Raw genomic sequence first — 22,674 nt, 5'->3', positions numbered from 1 at the left:
TTGCGAGCATACCCATGACCAGCCCATCCTCCGCCGGCGAAAGCGTCTTTGATCCTTCCCGCAGCTACAAGGTGCTTGTCTGCGATCTGATAGGACTGAAGCTTGGGGAGGATGGCAAACCCGACCCATCGGAGGCGAGGGCCTATATTGAATCCCGGGGCGGTGTCTTTCATTTCAGCGCCATCGGGGATGCGGGTCCACTGCAGCCGGGCGTATTGCATTTCTTCTACCAGCCAGATCTCAGCACTGCCGCCGAATTGCTGGCGGCGGCTGGCGAGGGGCAATACGACGCGGTGATCGCGGCAGCCACCTTCCTGCCGGCCGAGACGGTGTTCCCGCTCGGCGGCGTGCGGATTGGCGCCGGTACCGGCAATATGGGGTCGCTCTCATGGGGCGGTGGTGGTGGCGAAGGCGGGGCGGCGCCGCTGATGAACACACCCGGCATCAACAGCCGGGCGACCGCCCAGATGGCGATGAAGGCCATATTGAAGGTCCTGCCCGACCTACCGGTCGATACGCTTCACACCCTGACGTCCAGAGGAGATTTCGATACCGGCCGCCAGCTCCGCGACTATCCGACGGAGAAGTTGGAAGGCAAGACGATCGCCATTATTGGCTATGGCAATATCGGACGTGAGCTGGCCAAGCTGGCGCGAGCCTTCGGTATGCGTGTCGTCGTCCATGCCCGCGCCCATCATCGCAAATGGATCGAGTCTGAAGGCTTCGTCTATGGCGACAGCGTTGCTTCAGCCGCTTCCGGCGCGCATGTCCTCAGCGTGCACGTCGGTCTCGGCAGCCTTGATGCAGCAACAGGACGCTATGCCAATGCGGGCCTGATCGACGAGACAGTGCTTTCCATGCTGGCCCCTGGGGCCGTGTTGGTGAATTATGATCGCGGCGAACTTGTTGATGTCGATGCTTTGGGGAATGCGCTGGCGAGCGGCCAGGTACGGCACGCCGCAATTGATGCCGATCTGTTCAAGAACGCTGCGACCGGCGAACTGGCCGGCCCAATGGTTCCCTATCTGCGCCTGGTGGAGCACTACCCGGATCGGCTGGAGCTTCTGCCGCACGCGGCGGCGGACACCGATCATCCCTCGCGCGTCGCCGGCGCGAAGCAGGCTATCGATCAAATCTACGATGCCATCCGGACGCAAACCGTCACGAACTTGAAGGGGACTTTGCCGGAAGGATATAGCTCCGCAGGTAGCAAGACCCCGGACGGGATAGGAGCGGTTACCGTCCAACACCTGCTCGACCTTTGTCATTCCGGCGGCAAAGCCGCGCAGTTGGAGTTATTATTGTCAGAGCTGACGGATCGCTGGCGTGCCATCGCCTCTGCTTCCGATGATGAGCGCCGCGCAGTGATCGAGGCGAACGGCGAGGATCTGATCAGCGGCATAAATCACCTGTCGCGCTTTATCGAGATGATGGGGTTAAGAGCTCCGTACCGAAGCTGATCCGCAAACGATCCGGTGCCGGCAGGACTTCGAATGCTATGAGCTCTCGCGAATGATAAGGCGCCCAGGTGTGGTGCGTGTCTCCGCGGGTGGCAGCAGCTCCTTGTTGGCAATGAGGAACAAGAGGCGTTCCACTGCCTCTGTCGCCAGTTGTTCGACGTCGTTGTGAATCGATGAAATTGGCGTCGTCGCCTGTGCCACATAATCAGTGTCGTCAAAGCCGACGATCGCCAATTCCTCGGGCACCTTGAAGTTGGACTTCGCCGCCCAGCGTAGGGCGGCGAGGGCGGTCAGGTCACTTGTGGCGAATATGGCGGACGGCGCGTCATCTTGCGCCATGAGCTCGTCCATTGCATGGACGCTTGCTTCGATCGAGTGATCAATGGGGATCGAAACAATGGTCGGGTCATAAGCAATGCCTGCAGCCTCAAGTGCATCGCGATAACCCTGCAGTTTGCCGACATTGCCAACGGTGCTGGTGAATGAAGGTCCCAATGTTCCGATGCGGCGATGCCCGCGTTCGATAAGATGGTTCGTAGCGTCGAACGCTCCCTTTCGTTCGTCAATGCCGACTGCATCGATGCCTGTTGCGTCTGTGTGAATCAACAGCACCGTCGGAAAGTTGTTTCGCCGAAGCGCCTTCAGGTGATCAAGCTTGGAATGTGCGATCGGATAGATGAGAAGCCCGTCGACCATTCGCGCCCGGAAAGCGGCGATCGCCTTGAGTTCCTCTTCCGGGTCGCCGTTCGACGAGGCGAAAAGAACGCTGTACCCGTGTTTGCCGAGTGTCTTCTGAACCATGTGGGCGACACTCGTCAGAACAGGGTTGGTGATCTCGTGCAGGATCAACCCGATCGTGTTGCTCCGGTTTAGCACGAGCGACGCCGCGATCTTGTTGGGCACATAGTCCATTTCGTCCGCTACACCGCGGATCAGGTCCCGTGCTGCCTGCGAGATGCGCGTGCTTCCTCGTAGCGCAAGCGACACGGTGTTTGTCCCGTAGCCTGTCTTAGCTGCAATGTCGGCCAGTGTGACTTTTCGCTGTCGCATCGATGTCGTGTCCAATTTTAGATGATCCTACAGAACCTACTTGCACTCATGCCGTAGTAGCGTTACTACAGCAAGTGTCGCAGCGTTACTACATGGTCGAGGAGGACCATGCTGCTACAAAAAATGGAGGAAAAACATGCCGACCCGCTGGAGTCGCATCACGCCTCAGCTCGCGCTAACGCCGGCTGTGGGGGTGACTGCCTTTGCCTTTGTTGGTTCTGTTGCATGGACGATCATGTTGTCGTTCACCAACAGTCGCCGTTTTCCAAGCTACGAGTTCAATGGCTTCTCGCAGTATGCCAGACTGTTCCGGGATAGCGCCTGGAGTCTGTCTCTCCAGAACATGGTGATCCTCGGGATCGGAAGCCTTTTCTCGATTGTCATCGGCTTCATCCTAGCGGTGCTGGTCGACAAGGAAGTTCTTGGGCGGTCCTTCTTCCGCACCATCTTCCTCTATCCACTCGCCGTGTCGCTCATCGTCACCGGCATTGTCTGGAAGTGGCTCTTCAATCCGTCTCTGGGGCTTCAGCACGCGGCCGAGATGATCGGCCTTGCGGGCCTGAACCTCGACTGGCTCTCGTCAAAAGAGACGGTCATGTACGGCATCATCATCGCTTCGATCTGGCAAAGTACCGGGTTCTACATGGCGTTGATGCTTTCCGGGTTGAAGAACATCAACAGCGAGATCTGGCAGGCTGCTCGCATCGACGGCATTCCCATCTGGCGGCTCTATATCGAGGTCATCATTCCCATGATGAAGCTCACCTTTTTCACCTCGATCCTGCTGCTCTCCATCGGCGTGGTGAAGGCCTACGAGGTCATCGTCGCCATGACCAACGGCGGGCCGGGCGGTGGATCGTTCGTCCCTGCGTTCTTCGCCATCTACACATACTGGCAACGGCAGAATCTCGGCTATGCGAGTGCGGCGGCAACCACGCTTTTGATCATCACTTGCCTGCTGTTCCTGCCGTTCCTTCTGCTTCGCAAGAGGTCCGCATCATGACGATAGGTATAGACACAATGTCCCGCGCGCAGGCCAACACGTCTGCTGTGGCCCAGCGAAGCGTCCGCCGCCGGAAGAGCAAGGCATGGGGGCCGAAGCTTGCGATCTTTGCCTTCCTGGCGATGTACGCGGCGTTCTTCTGCGTGCCGCTCTATGTCATCATCGTCACTGCGTTCAAATCCATGGACGAGATCCGGCTGGGAAATATCTTCTCCCTGCCGCAGGTCTGGACGGTGGAGGGCTGGCACTACGCCATGTTCGAGGCGTGCTCCGGCACCGTCTGCAATGGTCTGTCGGTCGGGTTCGTCAATTCGCTGTTCATTCTGGCGCCGAGCCTTGTCCTGTCGATCGGTGTTGCGCTGGTGACGGGTTATGCGATGGCCGTCTGGAAGGTCAAATGGGCGAACGGGCTTCTGTTCACGATGTTCGTCTGCGCGTTCGTGCCCTTCCAGGTGATCATGTTTCCGCTGATCAAGATCGCGTCGACCCTCGGTGTATTCGGGTCGGTCTGGGGTGTGGCCCTTGTTCACGCGGCGCTGGCGCTTCCCATTCTCACCTTGATCTTCACCAACTACTTCCGCGGTTTGCCCGCCGACCTCATGTCGGCGGCGATGATCGACTCGGGTTCATTCTGGGTCATCCTGCGGGAGGTCATCCTGCCGATGTCGGGAAACATCCTGATCGTCGTCCTGATCCTTCAGGTAACGGGTATCTGGAATGACTTCCTGGTCGGCGCCACCTTCGGCGGTTCCACGGGCCAGCCTATGACGGTGATGTTGAACAACATGAGTTCAACAACGACGTCGGGTGCGGTCTACAACGTGATCATGGCAGGAGCCTTGCTCACGGCCGCTCCGCCGCTGCTGATCTACTTCGTCCTCGGAAAATTCTTTGTGCAGGGCATCACTGCCGGTGCCTTGAAAGGTTGAGCCATGTCCGTTGTTGAATTCCGCAATATCCTCAAGACCTACGGCGCGCTGGTCATTCTCGAGAACCTCAATCTCGATGTCGGCGACGGCGAGTTCCTGGTTCTTCTCGGTCCGTCCGGTTGCGGCAAGACCACCCTGCTGAACCTGCTCGCCGGTCTTATCGAGCCGCAGGATGGTCAGATCATGATCGATGGTCGCGACGTGACCGATCTGGATCCGCGTGATCGCGGTCTTGCGATGGTGTTTCAGTCCTACGCCCTCTATCCCACCAAGACAGTGCGCGGGAACATGCGATTTGCCCTGACGGCTCGTGGTCTTGCCACCGAGGAGATCGATCGGCGTATCGCCTGGGCGGCGAAGATGCTCCAGCTGGAGCATCTGCTGGATCGCAAGCCGGCGCATCTGTCCGGTGGCCAGCGGCAACGCGTCGCGATCGGGCGGGCTCTTGTCCGTCAGGTTGGCCTGTTTCTGTTTGACGAACCGCTCTCGAATCTCGACGCGAAGCTGCGAAACGAGATGCGTATCGAAATCAAGAAGCTGCACAACGAGCTGAAGAATACGATCGTCTACGTGACGCATGACCAGGTCGAGGCCATGACCATGGCAACGCGGATCGCCGTCATGAACAAGGGGCTGGTCGAGCAGGTTGGTACGCCGACGGAAATCTACGACCGACCCGAGAGTGTGTTCGTCGCGGGCTTCGTCGGGTCGCCGGCGATGAATTTTCTCGACTGCACGATCAAGCTCGATCAGGGGCGTCCGCTCGCGACGGCCGACCATGCGCAGGCCACCTTTGATCTGTCGTCTTATCAGTGGACCAAGGCTCCGGCGGACGGCACGCGGATCACACTGGGCTTCCGTCCAGAATCGATTGCTGTTGAAGCCGGCGAGGTGCCGGCGCGCGACAAGGATACAGCGTTGCACCTGCCTTTGCAGATGGTGGAGCGATCCGGCGCGGAAGCGACGGCATTCCTGACATTCTCGCAGAAGGAAACCATCGCGGTGCGGTCGGATCCGGGCGTCATGAACCGCCTGAACGGTTCGGCCCGGCCCACCGTGCACGTTCCGGCCGGCGTGCTCAATCTGTTCAATCGAGAAACCGGCCGCCGGCTCTAGCAAGGCTTACAAGAGGAGGAGGAGAAGTCATGAGGATTAAAGCATTTGGCATCTACGCGGCGCTTGCGCTGTCGACAGCATTGTCCTGGCCGGCTTTGGCCGCGGATACGGAATTGAAGGTGAACTACACCTGGACGTCGCCATCCGAGACCGCGGCGATCAAGGTTCTCATCGATGCCTTGAAGCCTAAAGGCATCAAGTGGTCCGACTTCAACGTCATCGCCCATGATACGGGCGCAAATGTCACGGTTGTGAACATGGTCTCGGGCGGAACGCCGCCGGATGTCTTCATGGATTCCATCCCCGGCCTCTATCGTGATCTTGCCGGCATGGGGCTGGGAGTTCCCCTGGACGATATCTTCAACAGGAGCGGCGCCACTGCCAATTTTCCGCCGGCCATCAAATCGGCGATCACGGTCGACGGCAAGATGGTCAAGGTGCCGGTCGGCGTCCAGATCGACGGCATGCTTTATTACAATCTCGAGGTCGCTCAGAAAGCCGGTGTCGATCCGACCAAGTGGACATCGATGGACGACGTCTGGAAGGACTTCGACAAGGTGAAGGCGGCAGGCTTCATTCCGCTCGCGATTGGTGCGCAGGAATGGCAGGAGCGCTACCTCCTGCACGCGCTGATGGCTGCATTCCATGGAGACGTCTACGACAAGTTCTATGCGGAAACGCCGGATGAAACGGTGTTCGACGACCCGGGTCTGAAGCAGACGATCGATCTCGTCCGTCAATTCCAGCAACATGCCGATCCGGCAGCTACCAATCGTCCATGGAACGACACCACGAACCTGGTGATCACGGGCAAGGCATTGATGCAGATCCACGGTGACTGGATCAAGGGCGAGTTCCGCAATGCCGGTAAGGTTGCTGGCAAGGACTTCGGCTGCATCATGATCCCCGGTGCAACGGGCGTCGCGGTAACCGTCGATGCGTGGGGCTTCGTCAAGTCCAAGGATGAGGCTGTCACGAAGGCGCAGCAAGTGATGGCGGAGACCCAGGTCGATCCGAAGGTCAATGCCGATTTCGCCGCAGCCAAGGGCTCGACACCGGTCGTGCTGAATGCTCCCACGGACAAGCTGGATCAATGCAACAAGGTCGTCCTCGAACAGCTGGCTGACCCTGCCAAACAGCACCCGAACCCGAACAATACCGCCGACGCCGATTGGTACCAGGCGACGGGCCAGGTGATCGATCACTTCTGGAACGACCCCACGATGACATCGGAGCAGGCAATCGAGGAGCTGCGCGCCGAGTACAGTTCAATCTTCTGACCGTTCAGGGCGATGCGCCGGATTGTCGGTGCATCGCCTCGATCAACAAAGGAACCTGAGATGGGCAACGCGTTTCCTGAAGAAGACGCGATCATACAGATATGCTTTGTCACCGATGATGCCGAGCGCACCGCGGCGTGGTTCGGCGACCTCATCGGGCGAAGTGATATCACGAGCGCGAAGGCGGCTGATCCCGAGGCCGCAAAGGCAAGGTATCGAGGCAGGGACGCGTCGGTATCCTGCAAGATCAAGTTCATGCGGTTCGGCAACATCGACCTCGAGTTTCTCGAGCCGGGACCAGAACCAAGTGCCTGGCGCGATATTCTCGAGCAGCGCGGGCCAGGCTTGCACCACATCGCATTTCGCACGAGCGACATGCACAGCCACGCCGCCTATCTGGAGGGAAAGGGCCATCCTCTCCTCCAGAGCGGTGAATTCGACGGCGGAGGAGGGCGCTATGCCTACTTCGACACTCACCAGCAGCTTGGAGCGCTGATCGAACTCCTGGAGTTCGATAGCCATCCAACCCACCCCTGAAACACCATCCGAAGGGCAAATGCCATGAAACACATCACCGGTCTCGGTCATATCGCCATCAAGGTGAAGGACGTGGATGCATCCATGAACTTCTACAACAAGGTTCTCGAACTGCCAGAGATGCTTCGCCTGCATCACGACGATGGCAGCCTGTTCCTGATCTACATCCGCATTACCGACAATGCCTTCCTGGAAATTTTCCCCGGCGCCGAAACCGACCGGGCGCCCGGTATCACGGCGAACGGTGTTCACCACCTTTGCTTTACCGTCGACAAGCTCGAGCCGATGCTCGCCCGCGTGAAGGCAAATGGCGGGCGGTATGTGGCTTGGAAGGACGGTGCATTGGTGACCGTCGACGAGCCGCAGATCGGCCATGGTCTCGACGGCAACCGCGGCTCGTGGCTGGAGGATCCGGATGGAAACCGCATCGAGCTCATGGAGATGAACGAGGACTGCATCCAGTACAAGGCTATCCGCCGACTGCAGGCCGAAATGGCGTGAGCCAGAACTTCACGCGGATGCGGGGCTGCAATGCCCCGCGTTCCAGCCAGGGATCTGACATATGACACATGAAACACAAATGCGGATGCCGAAGATCGGTCTCGGAACCTTCGGCAAGAGCGGAGATATCGGGCTGCCGGCGATGCTGGCCGCGCTCGAATTGGGTTACCGCCGTATCGACACCGCGCAAGGCTACGGCAACGAGGCCAATGTTGGAGAAGCGGTGCGGCAAAGCGGCTTGCCACGCGCAACATTGCATTTGACGACCAAGATTTCCTACGAGAACCTGCTGCCCGAGCGTGTTGTCGATAGCCTCAAGGAAAGTCTTGATCGGTTGGCGACCGACTACGTGGACCTCGTCCTGGTTCACTGGCCGCACCGCGACGCATCGGCGATGCCCGCCTATCTCGAGGCTTTGCGGTCAGCGCGGGAACAGGGGCTGGCGCGTGCGATCGGTGTTTCCAATTTCTCGATCGCGCTGCTGCAGCGCTCCATCGAAATCCTCGGAACCGATATCATCTTCGACAATCAGGTCGAAGTGCATCCATTCCTGCAAAACAAAGCGCTTCGTTCGTTCTGCACGGCAAGCGGTATCGGCGTGACCGGCTACATGCCGGTGGCCGGCGGGCTGGTGGGCAACGACCCGACGATCCTGTCCATTGCCGAACGCCATGGCGCCACCGCGTCACAGGTGGCCATCGCATGGGCGCTTCAAGACGGAGTGAGCGTCATACCCTCGTCCCGCAGTCCGCAGCATCTGGCCGAAAATCTCGCAGCCGGCGATCTGCATCTCGAACCGCAGGAGATGCAAGAGATCGCTGCGCTGGATCGCGGTCACCGTATCATCGACCCAGAAACTATTGCGCCCATATGGGACTGACAGGATCGTCATGACATACTCAGAAATCTCGCTCTTTGATGGCCGTACGACTGCCGGCTGGCATGCCGTTCCGCGCACCGTCGCTCCCCAATGGCCGACAGAGCCGATGCCGGATATTCCGGAACCGGACAGGAGCCGCATCGCAGCCCATACCGGGCGTTGGACGGTCGAAGACGGCGCCATCGTTGGCCGGCAGGATCCGCCGGGCTCCGGTCTCGGAGCCTACCTTGTCAGCGACGAGACATTCGAGGACTTCGAGTTGACCTTCGAAGCGCGCCCCGACTGGCCGGCAGATACCGGTATCATGGTGCGCGCCACGCCGATTGGCTCGCAAGGCTATCAGATCCTGCTTGATCATCGAAAATCAGGAAATATCGGCGGCTTTTACGGAAATGGCATCGGCCGCTTCCACGCGATCAATTTCCAGGTCGACGTCGAACGCGATGCTTCCGGCAAAGCCACGGGAATGAAGCTCGAAGACCCCACGACCACCATCGAGCCGATCACCGACCTCAAGCGATCCCTTCTGACATACGCTGCATCTGGCGAGACATTCATGCGTGCCTGGAAATGGGACGACTGGAACGAGTTTCGTATTACAGTGCGCGGCGAACTCCCCGTGATTTCGACTGCCATCAATGGAACGCGCATTGCCGAGATCGATGTTTCGAAGATGCCGGCAGCCTCCTTCGATCCGGAAGGAACGCGCGCCTTGCTCGGGCGATCCGGGCATATCGCCTTCGAGGTGCATGACAACGATCCCAATATCGGCGACGAGCGCTGGGGCAGGGCCGCAGCATGCAGATGGCGAAATATCCGGCTGCGCAGACTTTAGACCAGGAGAGAAAATTGACTTATCAGATTGGATTTCAGCTTTATTCATCACGCAACTTTCCGCCGCTAGAACCCCAGCTCGAAAAGTTGGCATCCCTTGGCTATGACGGCGTCGAACCCTTTCTTCCGAACTACGAGGCCGATCCTGCCGCGTTTCGGCGCAAGCTCGATGACGCCGGTCTGAAGTGCTTCGGCTTTCATCTGCCGTATGACGGCCTTGTCGCCGACCCGCAGCGCTTCGCCGACATCGCACACACGCTCGGCTCCGACCTTCTGATCCCGCCATGGCTCGCGCCGGAAGATCGGCCCCGTGATGCCGATGGATGGCGCGCGGTCGGCGAAAGCCTGGGCAAGGTTGCGCAACAGCTAAGCGGGCAGGGCCTTCGGCTCGCCTGGCACAACCATGATTTCGAATATCTGCCCCTGCCGGATGGTTCCTATCCGATCGACCATCTCCTCGACGCGGCCGGCGCCGATGTGGGCTTTGAAGCGGACTTTGCCTGGATCACACGCGCCGGCGTGGATCCCGTTGAGGCGCTGATCCGTCACGCCGATCGCATCTTCGCAATTCAGGTCAAGGACACGATGAAGGCGGGGACCGTTGTCGAAGGCGGCTGGGCGGCGATGGGCGATGGCATCATCGATTGGGCAAGGCTCTGGCCGTTGTTTGCCAAGACCCGCGCGGACCACGTCGTGGTCGAACACGATGAGCCCAATGACTGGTACGAGACCGCGCGTCGGTCGATTTCGTTCCTCAAGCGCCTGGAGAGCTGAAGCGATGCATTTGTCGTTCCAGCTCTATACTGCACGTGACATCGAGCCCCTGGACCCAATCCTCGAGCTTCTGGGGAGGCATGGCGTTTTCAGGGTCGAAGGCTGGAGCGGAAACTATGATACGCCCGGATTCGGCACGGCTCTGCGTTCGCGCGGGATGACGATGCCGAGCGCACATGTGCCGCTCGATCTTTTGAAAGATCGCGCTTTTCGGAGGCATTTGGTCGAGGAATTCGGTGTCGCTCGACTGATTGTACCGGGCGTCTCAGCGGAAATTCTTGCCGATAGGCCGTCCTGCCTCGAGCTGGCGAGGGAGCTTGCCGACCTTTCCGCGGATTTGTCAGCAGAAGGCCTGCGTCTCGGCTGGCATAATGGCGGCTCCGAACTGGTGCCGATGCACACCGGCGAGACACCGATCGAGCTGCTTCTGGCTGCCGCGCCGGAGCTCGAATGGGAGTGCGATCTCGGGTGGCTGGCGTCAGCTGGGCTCGATCCTGCGATGGTTCTTCAGCGTCATGGAACACGCATCACCGCCCTGCATATGCGCGATGTCGCGGGCCCAGATGGTGACCCGGCTCAAAAAGGCGGCGCCTATATCGGTTCCGGTGTGCTCGACTGGATAGCGATCGGCCAGGCACTTTCCTTCACCCGCGTCGATCTTCTGGTCATGGAGCATGACCACGCGGCCGATGTGCCGGATTTCCTTATTCGATCAATCAATTATCTCGACGGCTGGATGAAACACGCCGTCGCCGCGCCCTCTCATCAGCAAAGGTAACTGCCATGCGTCCCAAATCACCACGCCGCCTTCACGACGGCCAGATCAGCCAGCTCGTCGTTGCTTCCCGCGATGGCAAGCGGATCGAAGTCATCTACGAAACGGGGGAGCTTATTGAAGCGCCCAACTGGACGCCGGATGGGAAATGGCTTGTCTATAATGGCGACGGCCGGCTCTTTCGCATCTCTCCGGACGGGCTAGATGGTCCAATCCGGATCAACACCGCACCCGTCGAAGATCTCAACAACGACCATGTCATTTCGCCGGATGGCAAGTGGCTGTATATCAGCGCCAATGACGGCCATCTGTATCGCGTTGCGATCGAGGGTGGGAAGCCGGAGCGGGTCTCCAACGAGCAGGATCCCAGCCGTGGTTTTCGCTACTATCTTCACGGCATCTCGCCCGATGGAAAGACGCTGGCCTATGTCGGACTGGAGATGGAGGGTGGAAAGGTCGTCACTCGCGTCTGCACAATTCCCGCGGCAGGTGGAGCCGATGTCGTTCTGACCGACGGCGCTTGCCCCGTGGATGGGCCCGAATACAGCCCGGATGGACAGTGGATTTACTTCAATTCGGAGGCCGCTGCCAAATCGCCTGGGCACGCGCAGGTGTTTCGAATGCGGACGGATGGCTCCGGGTTGGAACAGATAACGCATGACGAGCGCGTCAACTGGTTCCCACACTTGTCGCCGGATGGAAAGCTCGTCTCCTACATTGCATTTCCCTCCGGAACCTTGGGGCACCCCGCGGACAAGGACGTCGTAATCCGGATCATGAATCCGGATGGAAGCGGCATTGTTGACATCGATCGCTTCAATGGCGGCCAGGGCAGCATCAATGTTGCCTCCTGGGCGCCAGATTCAGCTTCCTTTGCCTATGTGCGCTATCCGCGCCGAGACAAATAAGGGGATTGCCGGCGACGGTCGCGTCGCTGAGGCCGGTTTTCGGGGCGACTGGTTGCTACGGGTTTAGTTGAATACCTGTAGCAACCCAAGCCCTGTGAACTCCGACGCTCATTCTTGGCCCCGAAACGCAAACATATAAACAAAACCCAGCTCGCTTTAAAAAGATGCTTGCATCCATTCATTAGTTAGGTAAGTTAACTAATGAAATTGGAGTGACAGATGATTGCGGGCGTAGACGTGGGCGGGACCAAGACACACATCTTGGTCGAACGACAAGACGGCTCCAGGGCGGAACACGTGCTGGAGACCTCCAGGTGGCGTGAGCGGGGCGAGCTGGAAGACGCCAGGAGCCTCGCTGAGCTGGTGCTCGCAGTCGAGGGTGGTCAGCCGGACGTGGTCGTGGTTGGCGCGCGCGGCTGCGACGCGGATGCAGACTGTCTTCGTCTTCAGGCGCTTCTTTCCCAGCAATTTTCCGGCCTGGTGCTGGTCCTGAACGATTCCGAGCTCCTGTTGCCGGCGGCGTCGAAGCCAACGGGTATCTCGGTGATCGCGGGTACCGGATCGATCGCCGTCACCCGCAACCGCCATCGGGAAATGATGTCCGCTGGCGGATGGGGATGGTTCCTGGGCGATGAGGGCAGCGCAAGCGGTCTGGTTCGCGACGCCGCCAGGAAGGTTCGCGCGTCTCTCGATGCGGGATCTCCAATTGACAATCTCGGCAAGGCTTTGCTCGACACACTCGAAGTGCAGAGCCCGGTGGAGTTCGGGCGCGCGCTGTCTCGGCTCGGCTCCGCTGATCGGATTGGTGCGCTCGCGCCGCTCGTTTTCGATGCCGCCGCCTCGGGTTCGCGCATTGCGGACGAGGTCATTGCCGAGGGTGGCGATGCTCTTGCGTTTCTCGTCGAGCAGCTTGCAACGCGGGGAGCGCCCGCGGACGCGGTCGTTGCTGCGGGTGGCGTTATCAGCCGACAGGAGCGGCTGCTCGAAGCCTTCAGGACGGCCTTGACCCGACGTGTGCCGGGGGCGGCGGTCACGCTCCTTGGTGAGCCTCCCGTCGTCGGGGCTATCAAGCTCGCCCGGCTTCTTTCCGAGGGGGGAGCGACGCAGACCCTCCCTATGCCGCACAGGGCCGGGCGTCCTGATGCCAATCAGCCAGGGAGAATGGCATGAACGCCAAGAAGATCGTTCCGGCGAAAAATTGGGGGCAGCGCGCCATAGCGGTCGTGCTGATCGCCGTCGTCCTACTCCTGATCTACATGGTCGCGACTAGCCGGCACATCAGCTGGTCGACGATACCGCAGTACATTTTCGACGAGACGATCCTGGATGGCATCCGCCTGACGATCCTCTTCACAGTGCTCTCGATGGTCATCAGTATCGTCGCGGGCGCAATTCTCGCAACGATGCGGCTATCCTCGAACCCAGTTCTATCAGGCTTCTCCAGCCTCTACATCTGGTTCTTCCGGGGCACGCCGTTGCTCGTGCAGATCATCTTCTGGTTCAACATCCAGCTCTTCATCCCCAGCATCGATATCGGTATTTTCCAGATCGACACCAACGTCATCGTCACGGCGTTCGTTGCCGCTCTCCTTGCTCTGAGCCTGAACGAAGCCGCCTACATGGCCGAAATCATTCGTGGTGGATTGTTGGCCGTTGATGGCGGCCAGGGTGAAGCGGCCAAGGCACTGGGTTATACGCCAGCGCAGGCGATGCTTCGGATCATCTTTCCGCAGGCACTGCGAGTGATCATCCCGCCGATCGGCAACCAGACCATCTCGATGCTGAAGACCACTTCGCTCGTCTCCGTCGTTGCAGCGCAGGACCTGTTGACGAGGGCGCAGAACATCTACGCGCGAAACTTCCTGATCATCGAACTGCTGATCGTTGCCAGCATCTGGTACCTCGTGATGACCACGATCGCCTCCTGCATTCAATACGCAATCGAACAGCGCCTCGGCCGGTCGGCGAAACAGCCTCCCGCTGTCTGGAAAGCTGCGCTCCGGCTCATGCGCGCGGAAGGAAGAAACGGATGAGTGATCGTTCAAAGCAATCTGCCTCCGTCGTGGTTGAGGCAATCGACGTCCACAAGTCCTTCGGGACGCTTGATGTCCTCAAGGGTATCAATCTCACCGTCCGCAAGGGGGAGGTGGTCTGTCTCCTCGGTCCCTCGGGCAGTGGCAAGTCGACATTCCTGCGCTGCATCAATCATCTGGAGACCATGACCAGCGGTCGTATTGTCGTCGACGGCCAGTTGATCGGCTATCACGAGCGCGGCGACGAGCTTCACGAGATGAGTGGAAAGGAATTGGCAGTCCAGCGCCGCGATATCGGCATGGTGTTCCAGCGTTTCAATCTGTTCGCGCATCAGGATGTCCTGACCAACATCAGCCAGGCACCAATTCTGAACCGCGGAAAATCACGTGACCAGGCGGTCGCGCGAGCCAAGCAGCTGCTGAAAATGGTCGACCTGGAGGGCCGGGAAGGCGCCTATCCTTACCAGCTGTCCGGCGGCCAGCAGCAACGTGTCGCCATCGCGCGCGCGCTGGCCATGGAGCCGAAGCTCATGCTGTTCGATGAGCCGACATCGGCACTCGATCCAGAACTGGTCGGCGAGGTCCTGAGCGTCATGCGCAAGCTCGCGGACGAGGGCATGACGATGATTGTCGTTACTCACGAGATGTCCTTCGCGCGCGACGTCGCCGACCGGGTCGTCTTCATGGACCAGGGCGTGGTCGTGGAAGAGGGGACTGCGCGCGATGTCATCGACAATCCTCAACAGGAACGAACCCGAGCATTTCTCAGGCGCATGCACTGACCAGTCGGCGGTGAGAATCTGAAAAGGTCGCACGTCCTTCTCGTGCAATTTACAAAAGGGGAATGACAAATGAAGAACGCATTTAACATCCTGCTCGCCACTGCAGCGATGTCGTTGCTCGCCGCCGGAACCGCCTCCGCCGCAGGTCCGGATCAGAAGCTCCACGACATGCTCCCTGAGAAGATCAAGACCGCCGGCGAGATCAAGGTTGGCACCGAGCCGCAGACGCCTCCGTATGATTTTTACGCGGAAGACAACAAGACGATCACCGGGCTTGAGAAAGAACTGCGTGACGAGATGGGCACGCGCCTGGGCGTGAAGTTCACCGACATGCCCGCGCAGTTCGCCAGCATCATTCCGGGCATTCAGGCTGGACGTTTCGATATGGGCATGTCCGCCTTTGGCGACTTCGCCGAACGCGAAAAGATCGTCGATGTCGTGAACTATATGCTGGAAGGTACCAGCATTATCGTACTGGAAGGCAACCCGAAGAGCGTTCACAAGATGAAGGACACCTGCGGCCTGAAGGCGGGCGCCGTGCAGGGGTCGATCCCGCTTCAGCTTCTCGACAAGCAGAAGACGCTTTGCCCGAGCGACAAGCCGCTTGAGGTCATGCAGTTCCCGTCGAACGACCAGATCAAGATCGCACTGCAGAGCGGCCGCGTCGACGTTTCCATGGATACGACCGGTGTTGCCGCCTACAGCCTCCAGCACCAGCCTGAAGGTGCGAAGAAGCTGGAGCTTGTGACCGGCGCCCAGTATGCCGTCGGTTACCAGGCCATGCTCGTCTCCAAGGAGAGCCCGGAACTGCGCGACGCCCTCGCCGCGACGATGCAGTCGATGATCGACGATGGCAGCTACGCCAAGATCTTCGACAAGTGGGGCCTGGGCGAAAACAAGCTCGACAAGGTCACGATCAACGATGCGGCGCGTTTCGCCGACTACATGAAACTCGACGATTGATTTGAGTGCGCCGGCGGCCGGGGGAGACCTCCGGCCGCCTCATTTTGTTTGAAGTGGATCCGATGATGAACGACAGAGTACCCTACCGCGAGGCGATCGCGCTGCAGCCGACCGCACTTGAGACCTGCATTGCCGCGGTTTCCGAACGTTTGAAAACCCTGGATGTGGCACCGATCCAAAGCGGTCCCGTCGTGCTGGTCGGTATCGGAGCAAGCCTTTATGCGGCCAATGTCGTTTCCGCGCAGATGCGCAGCCAGGGCTTGCGCGCTTTCTCTCTGCCCGGCACGGATCTGTATGACGCTTCCATAGATGCAGGCAGTGCATACATCGCGTTTTCCGCCTCCGGGCGAAGCGAGGAGCCTGCCCGCGCGATGGAGATCCGGCCGGATGCGGCGACCTACGGGATCGCAAAGGCTGATGGCACGCCAATTTCTCGCGTTGTGAAACACATGATCGCAACCGAAAGCGGGACCGATAGCGGTCCGAACACAACCAGCTATCTCGGCTCACTCGTTGCCGGAGCACTCCTTGCCGACAAGGCCGGCACTCCTTCGGGCGCCGACTGGGCCAAGCTTCCGGCATTGGCCGCGACGGTGCTGGAGGCGACACGCGCGCAGGCAGACAAGGCCGCCCGTATGCTTTCCGGCAAGACGTCGATCGACTGCGTTGGCGCCGGTACGGCTTATGGCACCGCCGGTTACGCGGCACTGCTTATTCGCGAGGCCGCTCGCGTGGCTGCTCAGGATTGGGACACACTCAACTTCCTGCACGGTCCGATGGAGCCGAATGACGGCTCGACCGGCGTGCTGTTGTTCGGCGACGGGCGCGAGGTGAAGCTGGCGCAGAACCTCGCCGGGTTCGGTATTCCGTCAGTGCTGATCACGACGCGCGCCGATATCGCCGACGCCGATAATCTCGTCGTAATCCCGGTGCCAGACTTCGGCAGCCAGATCGGTAACGCGGTCCTTCAGGCGCTCCCGGCGCAGCTGTTCATCGCGACGCTGTCGGAGGAGGCTGGTCTTCCAGTCTGCAATTTCCGTTATCGTCAGACCGACACCAAGCGCGACGCCTGATCCGGCGAGAAAAGGAACGCCGCCTTGGCGTTCTCTCCAAGCAGCCTTGCCAGGGCAAAGTCCATGGCAAGGCGCACCGCCCCGACCACCGTGGCCTTGTTCGACAGTTCGCCAACGACGATATCAACCGGCCAGCAAAGCCTTTCGACGGTATTTCTAATCTCAGGCAGAAGACGAGTATTCTGCCCGACGCCACCGCCCACAACGATCAGTTCCGGATCCAGGACACTGACGCATGCTGCGGCCAGATTGCCGATGTCGCGCGCATGCCGATCGACGATCATGCTCGCCGTCGGCTCGCTTTCCACTATGGCAAATAGCTTGCTGGTGTCCCCTGGCGCTTCCTGGGCCGTGGATTTCCAAGTCTCGCCGGCGCGCTCCAAGAGTGCCTTGGCGCCAAGATAGGACTCGACCCCGAGCGGTGCGGGCTGCTCGCTTTCGGACCACGGGAATGGCAGATGCGCAATCTCGCCAGCGCCTCCCTTGAAACCGCGAAACAGCTTGCCGTCGATCACGATGCCCATGCCCACGTTTACGCCGATCTGCATATAGACCGCGAACGAGTGATCCCTCGCAGCACCCTGATGGTATTCTGCGAGCGCGGCGCAGTTTACGTTGTTCTCAAGAAGGATCGGCACCTGGTACGTTTCACTGAGACGCGCGATCACATCCAGAAATCTCTGGCGGTTCGGCAACCGAGCGAGTGTCGGCGAAATCATGTTCGGAAGCGCGATGACAATACAGCTGAGATCGCTCCGCTGCGCCGGGCATTTCGCCAGGATGTCGGAAAGAACGGTTTCGACACGTTCAAACCGCTGGCTGTCCGGCAACGGCTCATAGGTGGTCTCGACCTCTGCGACCTGAAGACCATCGATCCCGGTTGCAATTGCGTGGATCCGCGTCGTGCCGCAGTCCACGCCAATAACCAGACCCGCCTTGTTGCCAATTGAATAGGTAATCGAAGTCCGCCCCACATTCCCGCGGTTGACACCTGCCGGCGTGAGGAATCCGTATTTTTCGAGTTCGCTGACGGCGGCAGACATTGTCGGCTTCGAGAACTGCAACGCCGCGCTCAACTGCGGACGAGTAGCCGGACCATCGGTCGCAATTGCTCTCAGCACAGCACGTGCGCTGTCCGTCAGGGTAGGGGGCTCTTTGACGTATGACTGAGACAAATCGAAGCCTGCTTGTTGAATAGTTAAGGAGCTTTACCATTGGGAATGTTCCTTGACAAATGAATGCCTTGGCGGCTGCCCTCGCGATGAGGGCACGCAAGTGCTGCGCAAAGCCGGGCGTCACGGCTTCGCCTCCGCCAAACACGCCCCAGTCGGCCCCGTGTGATTGGATAATGGGTCGGCGTGTTCGCTGAGGACCGGGCGACATAGCGCTTCATGGGTCACCTGCACCTGCGTTACTCATCGCCGAGAATTCACTTCAGAGCATCCGTAGTGCACTCCCTTGGTCGATGCAAGCGAACGGCAGCAAGATCTTCCAATTCGCATTGCTGCGTCGCACAAAATCTAATTGCAATCCGTCATGAAACCAGAATAGAATTTAATAAGACTATAGAAATACTTTAACGAACCTTGTGGTCGGTGAGTGGCGGCGCACTAATCAAGAAAGACGCGGGGCGTATGAATGCTTGCATTTAAGGCCATCAGAGGAGCTGGATGGCTCGTACTATCGCGCTTCGTCGGTCGGATAATCGATTTCTTCACCCTTCTCGTATTGGCGCGTCTGTTAGCGCCGTCGGATTTTGGCGTGGCGGCGCTGGCAACGTCGCTGGTGGTTGTTGTCGATATGATTCTGGAGGTGCCTGTCACGCAAGCACTCGTCCGCCTGAGATCCATAGACAAAAGCCATCTCGATACCGGTTTCACTCTAGGCTGCTTGAGAAGCATTGTTGTGGCGGTTGTTGTCTTTGCGGTCGCCTGGCCCTTTTCGCTGCTACACAACGACAAGGTGCTTCTTCATCTTGTGTCGGTATTAGCCATTGGGCCGATCGCCAAGGGTCTCACCAGCCCCGCCATGGTGCATTTCTCCAGGGCGTTGCGATTTCGTCCTGCCTTCATATTGGAGTTGTCCGGAAAAATCGGTGCTTGCGTTGTTGTCGCGTTGGTGGTGATGGCGGGCGGGACTTATTGGGCCATCGTTTCCAATTTCTCCACGGCCGCCGTTATCTCAACGGCGCTTTCCTATGTACTCGCCCCGTATCGCCCCAGATTTTCGCTCTCGCAGCGTGCGGATTTTGTCGGCTTCATCCGTTGGTTTAGCGCCGCACAGGTCCTTGCGGCTTTCAATTGGCAATCGGATCGGTTTCTGCTGGGTGGCCTTGGCGACAAGACATCCCTCGGGCGCTATGCAGTGGCGAACGACATTTCGGTCATTCCCTCTCAAAGCATCATCGGTCCGGCGATGCAGCCGGTCATGGCCGCATTCTCGCAGGTTGCTCAAGATCCGGAACGAACGAAATTGGCGTTTCTCAAAGCAGCGCGTTTCGTGATGCTTATCTCGATTCCAGTTTGCTTTGGCATTTCGCTAACGGCGGATTTGGTTGCCGATATTCTCCTGGGACCTCAATGGAAGAGTGCGGCGCCACTTTTGAGCGTTCTTGCCATCTCCGTTGCCCCCTTCCCATATTTTCAGACACTCCACTCCGCCAGCATGGCGCTTGATCGCCCGGTTGTCATATTCAAGTTGAATGCAATAGAGCTATGCTTCAAGATACCGTTGCTTCCCACCGGTTTCTATCTCGGCTCCGCATATGGGGTCAGTATTTCCAGATTAACTATTGCTCTGATTTTATTCGTCTTTTATCTGATTTACGCAAGCCGTCTGCTGTCGCTAGGTATCATCGAGCAGCTAAAGAACATCTGGAAAATACTGACTGCAGGGGTGGTCATGGCGGTGTGCGTCCTGCTTCTTCGTTCTCAGCTGACGGGCATGATGACGCGGTATGATGTTGTGGAGATGGGGCTGGTGGCCTCGACGGGAGCGATGGTCTACGGCTTGACCTTGGTCGCACTCGGGGAAAAATTGCAAATGCGATGACCGCTTCCTTGCGAGGGCATGCCGGTCAGGCCGTTAAGACAGCGCGCAGAAAGCCACCGATTGTCCGCTTTCCTACGTCGAAGCGATAGGCCACGCTTCGACGGGCACGCTTGTTGGGCAGCATGGCGGTCAGCAAGATAAAGAAGCTGATTTCTGTCTTGAATTTCAACGGATATGGGCCTCGCCACAGCACATTGATGAGCTTGCCTACCGTACGCATCGAAACTCGCCGTCCTTCGGATATTGCCAAGAGAAACGAGCGTTCGAGGTAGAAAAACGCGTTGTCCGCTTCTACCAGTTCACGCTGGAACTCGGAACGGCTCAGGATCTGGCGCAAGTGATCCAAGCGATGAACAAAGCGGTCTATTTCCTTGCGCAGCAAACTGGGATCAGGAAGTCGACCGAGTCCTGAATCGTTTCTGCCGTGGACCCTATAACGGCCTAAAGGTTCCGCGAGGCTTACGACATCACCGAAGAATGGCGCCGCGAAAAGCGTGACGCCATCCACCCAATTCTCGTAGTCAACTTCTGTGAGAAGGTCACAGAGATCGCGCCGGAAAACATTGCCCGACGTCGGCGGCGACGTATAGACACCCGTGCGCAAGACGCTGTCGATAAGATGCCGATCGCGAAAAGCTTCGAGCTTCGGCGTCGGGCCGCTTATCACATCGCCGTCCTGATTGATTCTGATTAGCGGGAATTGCAATTTGGCGACGCCCTCATCGAGGTTCGCGACGATCTTTCCAATGCTGCCCGGCACAAGTTCGTCATCCGCGTCGAGAAAGAGAATGAAGGGTGCGCTTGTTTGAGCCAAACCAAACAAGCATGCCGATCTGGCACCACCATTTTCAATGCGGAAGGCATTTACACCCTCGCGGGTGATCACGTCCCAGGATGCATCTGTCGAGCCATCATCGACAACAACAAGCTCGCAATCGTCGCGCAGCTGCGTCATGACGCTTCGAATTGCCTTGGCGACAAACCGTTCATAGTTCCAGCACGTTATGATCACAGCGAGTTTTGTCATTCTGTCGGTCTTCATGGGACGGAGTGTCGTTGCAGATTCATAATTTACGGGCTTCGGAATTTTACTCGCAAAGCACCGTGCCAATGACCTTCGCGCGCGCGCGTCGTAGCTGCTGCACTGCAGAGTTGGCCTCGCCAATCGACGTCTTGCCGATGTGGGCGACAAAGATCACCGCGTCAGCGTAGGTCGCCAGCGCAAGTGCGTCCTTCGAATTCGTAATCGGTGGCAGATCAAGTATGACGTCTCCCCTGTCTCGTGCCGCGGTCAAGACCTTGGAAACCCGCGGATGGCGAAAATCCGCAAGCAAATTGGCGTCGACGTTCGTGGAATGTATCGGCAGCACAGCCACGCCCCGAATGTTCTGGAATGAGAATGGACCGGGCTGCAGATCCGACAAAGCGATGTCAACCAACGAGTGGGACGGCGCACCATCGTTCTCATTTAGCCGATGGAACCACTCCGCGGATTGAAAGAGGGTGACATCACGGCTACCTGCCTTGATAAGCTGGGAGAGGCCCATACTGAGGAAAGAGGTTAGCTCGCCTTCACCCCACGCCACGAAGGCTATCACGAGGCTTCGTTCGTTGCGAAGCGTTGAACATGAGATTTCAATGGATGTTCTGAGATCTCTGATTGATACGGCGCAGTCCGACGACAACTCCCGAAACGGCCCTGCATACCCCTTTTCGGTGTCCAAGAAGGATCCAAGGCACGGGACACCCGTCTCGCGCGCCAATTCCTCCGCACTTGTCACTTTCCTATCCCTCGCGAAATTCAAAGCTATCAAGCTTGAACCTGCCAGAAAGCCCAGGATCCCGCCCAGAATTGTGATCAGAGTAACACGGGGTCCAGATGGCGCCAGCGGTGGCAAGGCCGCGCCGATAACGCGGGCATCGGCATCCGGCGTGGGTATAGCGGGCAATTCGCCGCGTTTCATCGCATCCGATGCCGCGGTCACTTGGGCCGCGAGCGCCTCCAATCGACCCTGAAGGGCCTCGCTCCGGGCGCGCACCGTTTCGGCCTTAAAGGAAACTGCCTGCATGATGTAGCCGGAAACCGCGGCATTTGCGACACGCGCGGGCACGGAAGGATCAACCGACGTGTACTGTATTTCGATAACGTAGGACTGGCCGACACGGCGTACGGCGAGATGCTTGCTGAACTTCCCGAAAGCGGCTTGACGTGCATTTTCTTCGGCTGTTGCCGTGACTTCGGAGGCTGTGTTTACGTCATCCGGGGTTGATGGTCCCGCCAATCCTGTCGTTTGTTTTGCCCAGGCAATGACGGAGCCGATCATCGATGGTGGTTGTGGGCCCAATTCAGGGTTGTCTTCGAGATTAAGTCTCCCGAAGACCTCCGAAAGAAGCCGTTCTGAACTGATGATCTGTAGCTCGCTGTCTGCCCGGTTAAGGTCGAGGTTCTGCTGCGGCCCGGCATCCTGACCGGGAATGGCTGCCTGGCGCGGTTCTAACAGGAGCGTCGCTGTCGAAACATAGGTCCGAGGAAGGGAGTGAGCGTATAGGCCTGCCAGGATAAAGCCCGCGACAGTACATGCGATGAGCCGGTGTCTATAAACCCAGGCGAGTGAGCCGAGTTCACGCACCAGCGCCGCTGGGCCATCATTCATCTCTTCACTGCCGTCGAAATGCCAAAACCGCGATGTGCGTTCAGTCGGAGTCATTTTATTGAACATCATCT

The 22,674-nt window shown here is 58.8% G+C and carries 22 protein-coding genes; 18 read left to right on the top strand and 4 right to left on the bottom strand.

All coding sequences use genetic code 11. The annotated features are described in order from the left end of the window. Positions 1-14: 14 nt before the first annotated feature. Positions 15-1,460: an NAD(P)-dependent oxidoreductase gene (locus ACODTZ_RS05290; RefSeq protein ID WP_489024265.1), complete on the top strand. Its 1,446-nt coding sequence runs from the start codon at positions 15-17 to the stop codon at positions 1,458-1,460. A 36-nt stretch (positions 1,461-1,496) separates the two neighbouring features. Here ACODTZ_RS05290 and ACODTZ_RS05285 read toward each other — a convergent pair whose 3' ends face one another. Then, a complete protein-coding gene (locus ACODTZ_RS05285) occupies positions 1,497-2,525 on the bottom strand; it encodes a LacI family DNA-binding transcriptional regulator (protein WP_489024263.1) in 1,029 nt (342 codons plus the stop codon). Between the two features lie 121 nt (positions 2,526-2,646). Between ACODTZ_RS05285 and ACODTZ_RS05280 the strand changes: the two genes are divergently transcribed. The 16 genes from ACODTZ_RS05280 (at position 2,647) to ACODTZ_RS05205 (ending at position 16,898) form a co-directional block, all read left to right on the top strand. Continuing rightward, on the top strand, positions 2,647-3,513 hold the full coding sequence (locus tag ACODTZ_RS05280; RefSeq protein WP_112981089.1) for a carbohydrate ABC transporter permease: 867 nt from the start codon (positions 2,647-2,649) through the stop codon (positions 3,511-3,513). Then, positions 3,510-4,442: a carbohydrate ABC transporter permease gene (locus ACODTZ_RS05275; RefSeq protein ID WP_489024261.1), complete on the top strand. Its 933-nt coding sequence runs from the start codon at positions 3,510-3,512 to the stop codon at positions 4,440-4,442. Before ACODTZ_RS05280 ends, ACODTZ_RS05275 begins: the two co-directional genes overlap by 4 nt. A gap of 3 nt (positions 4,443-4,445) precedes the next feature. After that, positions 4,446-5,558, top strand: coding sequence for an ATP-binding cassette domain-containing protein (locus ACODTZ_RS05270; RefSeq protein ID WP_047515146.1), 1,113 nt, complete (start codon positions 4,446-4,448; stop codon positions 5,556-5,558). Positions 5,559-5,587: 29 nt separating this feature from the next. Further along, positions 5,588-6,838 (top strand): ABC transporter substrate-binding protein, encoded by a 1,251-nt coding sequence (locus ACODTZ_RS05265; RefSeq protein ID WP_489024260.1) that lies wholly within the window; start codon positions 5,588-5,590, stop codon positions 6,836-6,838. A gap of 60 nt (positions 6,839-6,898) precedes the next feature. Continuing rightward, positions 6,899-7,375: a VOC family protein gene (locus ACODTZ_RS05260; protein ID WP_489024258.1), complete on the top strand. Its 477-nt coding sequence runs from the start codon at positions 6,899-6,901 to the stop codon at positions 7,373-7,375. A gap of 24 nt (positions 7,376-7,399) precedes the next feature. After that, positions 7,400-7,876, top strand: coding sequence for a VOC family protein (locus ACODTZ_RS05255; protein ID WP_047515139.1), 477 nt, complete (start codon positions 7,400-7,402; stop codon positions 7,874-7,876). 61 nt (positions 7,877-7,937) lie between these two features. After that, entirely contained in the window at positions 7,938-8,756 is an 819-nt protein-coding gene (locus ACODTZ_RS05250; RefSeq protein ID WP_489024256.1) for an aldo/keto reductase, read from the top strand. A 10-nt stretch (positions 8,757-8,766) separates the two neighbouring features. Further along, positions 8,767-9,591, top strand: coding sequence for a 3-keto-disaccharide hydrolase (locus ACODTZ_RS05245; RefSeq protein WP_489024254.1), 825 nt, complete (start codon positions 8,767-8,769; stop codon positions 9,589-9,591). Between the two features lie 14 nt (positions 9,592-9,605). Next, on the top strand, positions 9,606-10,364 hold the full coding sequence (locus tag ACODTZ_RS05240) for a sugar phosphate isomerase/epimerase family protein (protein ID WP_489024252.1): 759 nt from the start codon (positions 9,606-9,608) through the stop codon (positions 10,362-10,364). Between the two features lie 4 nt (positions 10,365-10,368). Next, positions 10,369-11,142, top strand: coding sequence for a sugar phosphate isomerase/epimerase family protein (locus ACODTZ_RS05235; protein ID WP_489024251.1), 774 nt, complete (start codon positions 10,369-10,371; stop codon positions 11,140-11,142). Positions 11,143-11,147: 5 nt separating this feature from the next. Next, complete coding sequence (locus ACODTZ_RS05230) at positions 11,148-12,047, top strand: TolB family protein (RefSeq protein WP_489024249.1); 900 nt, start codon at positions 11,148-11,150, stop codon at positions 12,045-12,047. Between the two features lie 219 nt (positions 12,048-12,266). Beyond that, complete coding sequence (locus ACODTZ_RS05225; RefSeq protein ID WP_489024247.1) at positions 12,267-13,217, top strand: BadF/BadG/BcrA/BcrD ATPase family protein; 951 nt, start codon at positions 12,267-12,269, stop codon at positions 13,215-13,217. Continuing rightward, on the top strand, positions 13,214-14,080 hold the full coding sequence (locus ACODTZ_RS05220) for an amino acid ABC transporter permease (RefSeq protein WP_489024245.1): 867 nt from the start codon (positions 13,214-13,216) through the stop codon (positions 14,078-14,080). The genes ACODTZ_RS05225 and ACODTZ_RS05220 overlap by 4 nt, the downstream gene beginning before the upstream one ends. Then, complete coding sequence (locus ACODTZ_RS05215; protein WP_047515116.1) at positions 14,077-14,862, top strand: amino acid ABC transporter ATP-binding protein; 786 nt, start codon at positions 14,077-14,079, stop codon at positions 14,860-14,862. The genes ACODTZ_RS05220 and ACODTZ_RS05215 overlap by 4 nt, the downstream gene beginning before the upstream one ends. 69 nt (positions 14,863-14,931) lie before the next feature. Further along, positions 14,932-15,825 (top strand): ABC transporter substrate-binding protein, encoded by an 894-nt coding sequence (locus ACODTZ_RS05210; RefSeq protein WP_489024243.1) that lies wholly within the window; start codon positions 14,932-14,934, stop codon positions 15,823-15,825. A gap of 65 nt (positions 15,826-15,890) precedes the next feature. Further along, positions 15,891-16,898, top strand: coding sequence for an SIS domain-containing protein (locus ACODTZ_RS05205; RefSeq protein WP_489024241.1), 1,008 nt, complete (start codon positions 15,891-15,893; stop codon positions 16,896-16,898). Here the strand turns inward: ACODTZ_RS05205 and ACODTZ_RS05200 are convergent. Then, positions 16,871-17,941, bottom strand: a complete 1,071-nt coding sequence (locus ACODTZ_RS05200; RefSeq protein ID WP_489024240.1) for an ROK family protein — start codon at positions 17,939-17,941, stop codon at positions 16,871-16,873. The genes ACODTZ_RS05205 and ACODTZ_RS05200 overlap by 28 nt on opposite strands. A gap of 595 nt (positions 17,942-18,536) precedes the next feature. On the opposite strand from ACODTZ_RS05200, the gene ACODTZ_RS05195 reads away from it, so the two are divergent. Beyond that, complete coding sequence (locus ACODTZ_RS05195; RefSeq protein ID WP_489024238.1) at positions 18,537-19,949, top strand: lipopolysaccharide biosynthesis protein; 1,413 nt, start codon at positions 18,537-18,539, stop codon at positions 19,947-19,949. Between the two features lie 25 nt (positions 19,950-19,974). Here the strand turns inward: ACODTZ_RS05195 and ACODTZ_RS05190 are convergent, their stop codons facing one another. Then, complete coding sequence (locus ACODTZ_RS05190) at positions 19,975-20,991, bottom strand: glycosyltransferase family 2 protein (protein WP_489024236.1); 1,017 nt, start codon at positions 20,989-20,991, stop codon at positions 19,975-19,977. A gap of 46 nt (positions 20,992-21,037) precedes the next feature. Next, positions 21,038-22,672: a P-loop NTPase family protein gene (locus ACODTZ_RS05185; RefSeq protein WP_489024234.1), complete on the bottom strand. Its 1,635-nt coding sequence runs from the start codon at positions 22,670-22,672 to the stop codon at positions 21,038-21,040. Between the last annotated feature and the right edge of the window lie 2 nt (positions 22,673-22,674).

The organism is Rhizobium sp. FG113, assembly GCF_057809895.1.
The sequence above is the reverse complement of the archived record's forward strand: the minus strand, read 5'-3'. Positions and strand labels throughout refer to the sequence as shown.

Bases quoted from the DNA above. Each gene is read 5' to 3' on its own strand.
- ACODTZ_RS05205 (WP_489024241.1), top strand. From the start codon at position 15,891: ATGAACGACAGAGTACCCTACCGCGAGGCGATCGCGCTGCAGCCGACC.
- ACODTZ_RS05270 (WP_047515146.1), top strand. From the start codon at position 4,446: ATGTCCGTTGTTGAATTCCGCAATATCCTCAAGACCTACGGCGCGCTG.
- ACODTZ_RS05190 (WP_489024236.1), bottom strand. From the start codon at position 20,991: ATGAAGACCGACAGAATGACAAAACTCGCTGTGATCATAACGTGCTGG.
- ACODTZ_RS05255 (WP_047515139.1), top strand. From the start codon at position 7,400: ATGAAACACATCACCGGTCTCGGTCATATCGCCATCAAGGTGAAGGAC.
- ACODTZ_RS05185 (WP_489024234.1), bottom strand. From the start codon at position 22,672: ATGATGTTCAATAAAATGACTCCGACTGAACGCACATCGCGGTTTTGG.
- ACODTZ_RS05245 (WP_489024254.1), top strand. From the start codon at position 8,767: ATGACATACTCAGAAATCTCGCTCTTTGATGGCCGTACGACTGCCGGC.
- ACODTZ_RS05260 (WP_489024258.1), top strand. From the start codon at position 6,899: ATGGGCAACGCGTTTCCTGAAGAAGACGCGATCATACAGATATGCTTT.
- ACODTZ_RS05215 (WP_047515116.1), top strand. From the start codon at position 14,077: ATGAGTGATCGTTCAAAGCAATCTGCCTCCGTCGTGGTTGAGGCAATC.
- ACODTZ_RS05195 (WP_489024238.1), top strand. From the start codon at position 18,537: ATGCTTGCATTTAAGGCCATCAGAGGAGCTGGATGGCTCGTACTATCG.
- ACODTZ_RS05280 (WP_112981089.1), top strand. From the start codon at position 2,647: ATGCCGACCCGCTGGAGTCGCATCACGCCTCAGCTCGCGCTAACGCCG.
- ACODTZ_RS05220 (WP_489024245.1), top strand. From the start codon at position 13,214: ATGAACGCCAAGAAGATCGTTCCGGCGAAAAATTGGGGGCAGCGCGCC.
- ACODTZ_RS05210 (WP_489024243.1), top strand. From the start codon at position 14,932: ATGAAGAACGCATTTAACATCCTGCTCGCCACTGCAGCGATGTCGTTG.
- ACODTZ_RS05200 (WP_489024240.1), bottom strand. From the start codon at position 17,941: ATGTCTGCCGCCGTCAGCGAACTCGAAAAATACGGATTCCTCACGCCG.
- ACODTZ_RS05250 (WP_489024256.1), top strand. From the start codon at position 7,938: ATGACACATGAAACACAAATGCGGATGCCGAAGATCGGTCTCGGAACC.
- ACODTZ_RS05265 (WP_489024260.1), top strand. From the start codon at position 5,588: ATGAGGATTAAAGCATTTGGCATCTACGCGGCGCTTGCGCTGTCGACA.
- ACODTZ_RS05275 (WP_489024261.1), top strand. From the start codon at position 3,510: ATGACGATAGGTATAGACACAATGTCCCGCGCGCAGGCCAACACGTCT.
- ACODTZ_RS05290 (WP_489024265.1), top strand. From the start codon at position 15: ATGACCAGCCCATCCTCCGCCGGCGAAAGCGTCTTTGATCCTTCCCGC.
- ACODTZ_RS05225 (WP_489024247.1), top strand. From the start codon at position 12,267: ATGATTGCGGGCGTAGACGTGGGCGGGACCAAGACACACATCTTGGTC.
- ACODTZ_RS05235 (WP_489024251.1), top strand. From the start codon at position 10,369: ATGCATTTGTCGTTCCAGCTCTATACTGCACGTGACATCGAGCCCCTG.
- ACODTZ_RS05230 (WP_489024249.1), top strand. From the start codon at position 11,148: ATGCGTCCCAAATCACCACGCCGCCTTCACGACGGCCAGATCAGCCAG.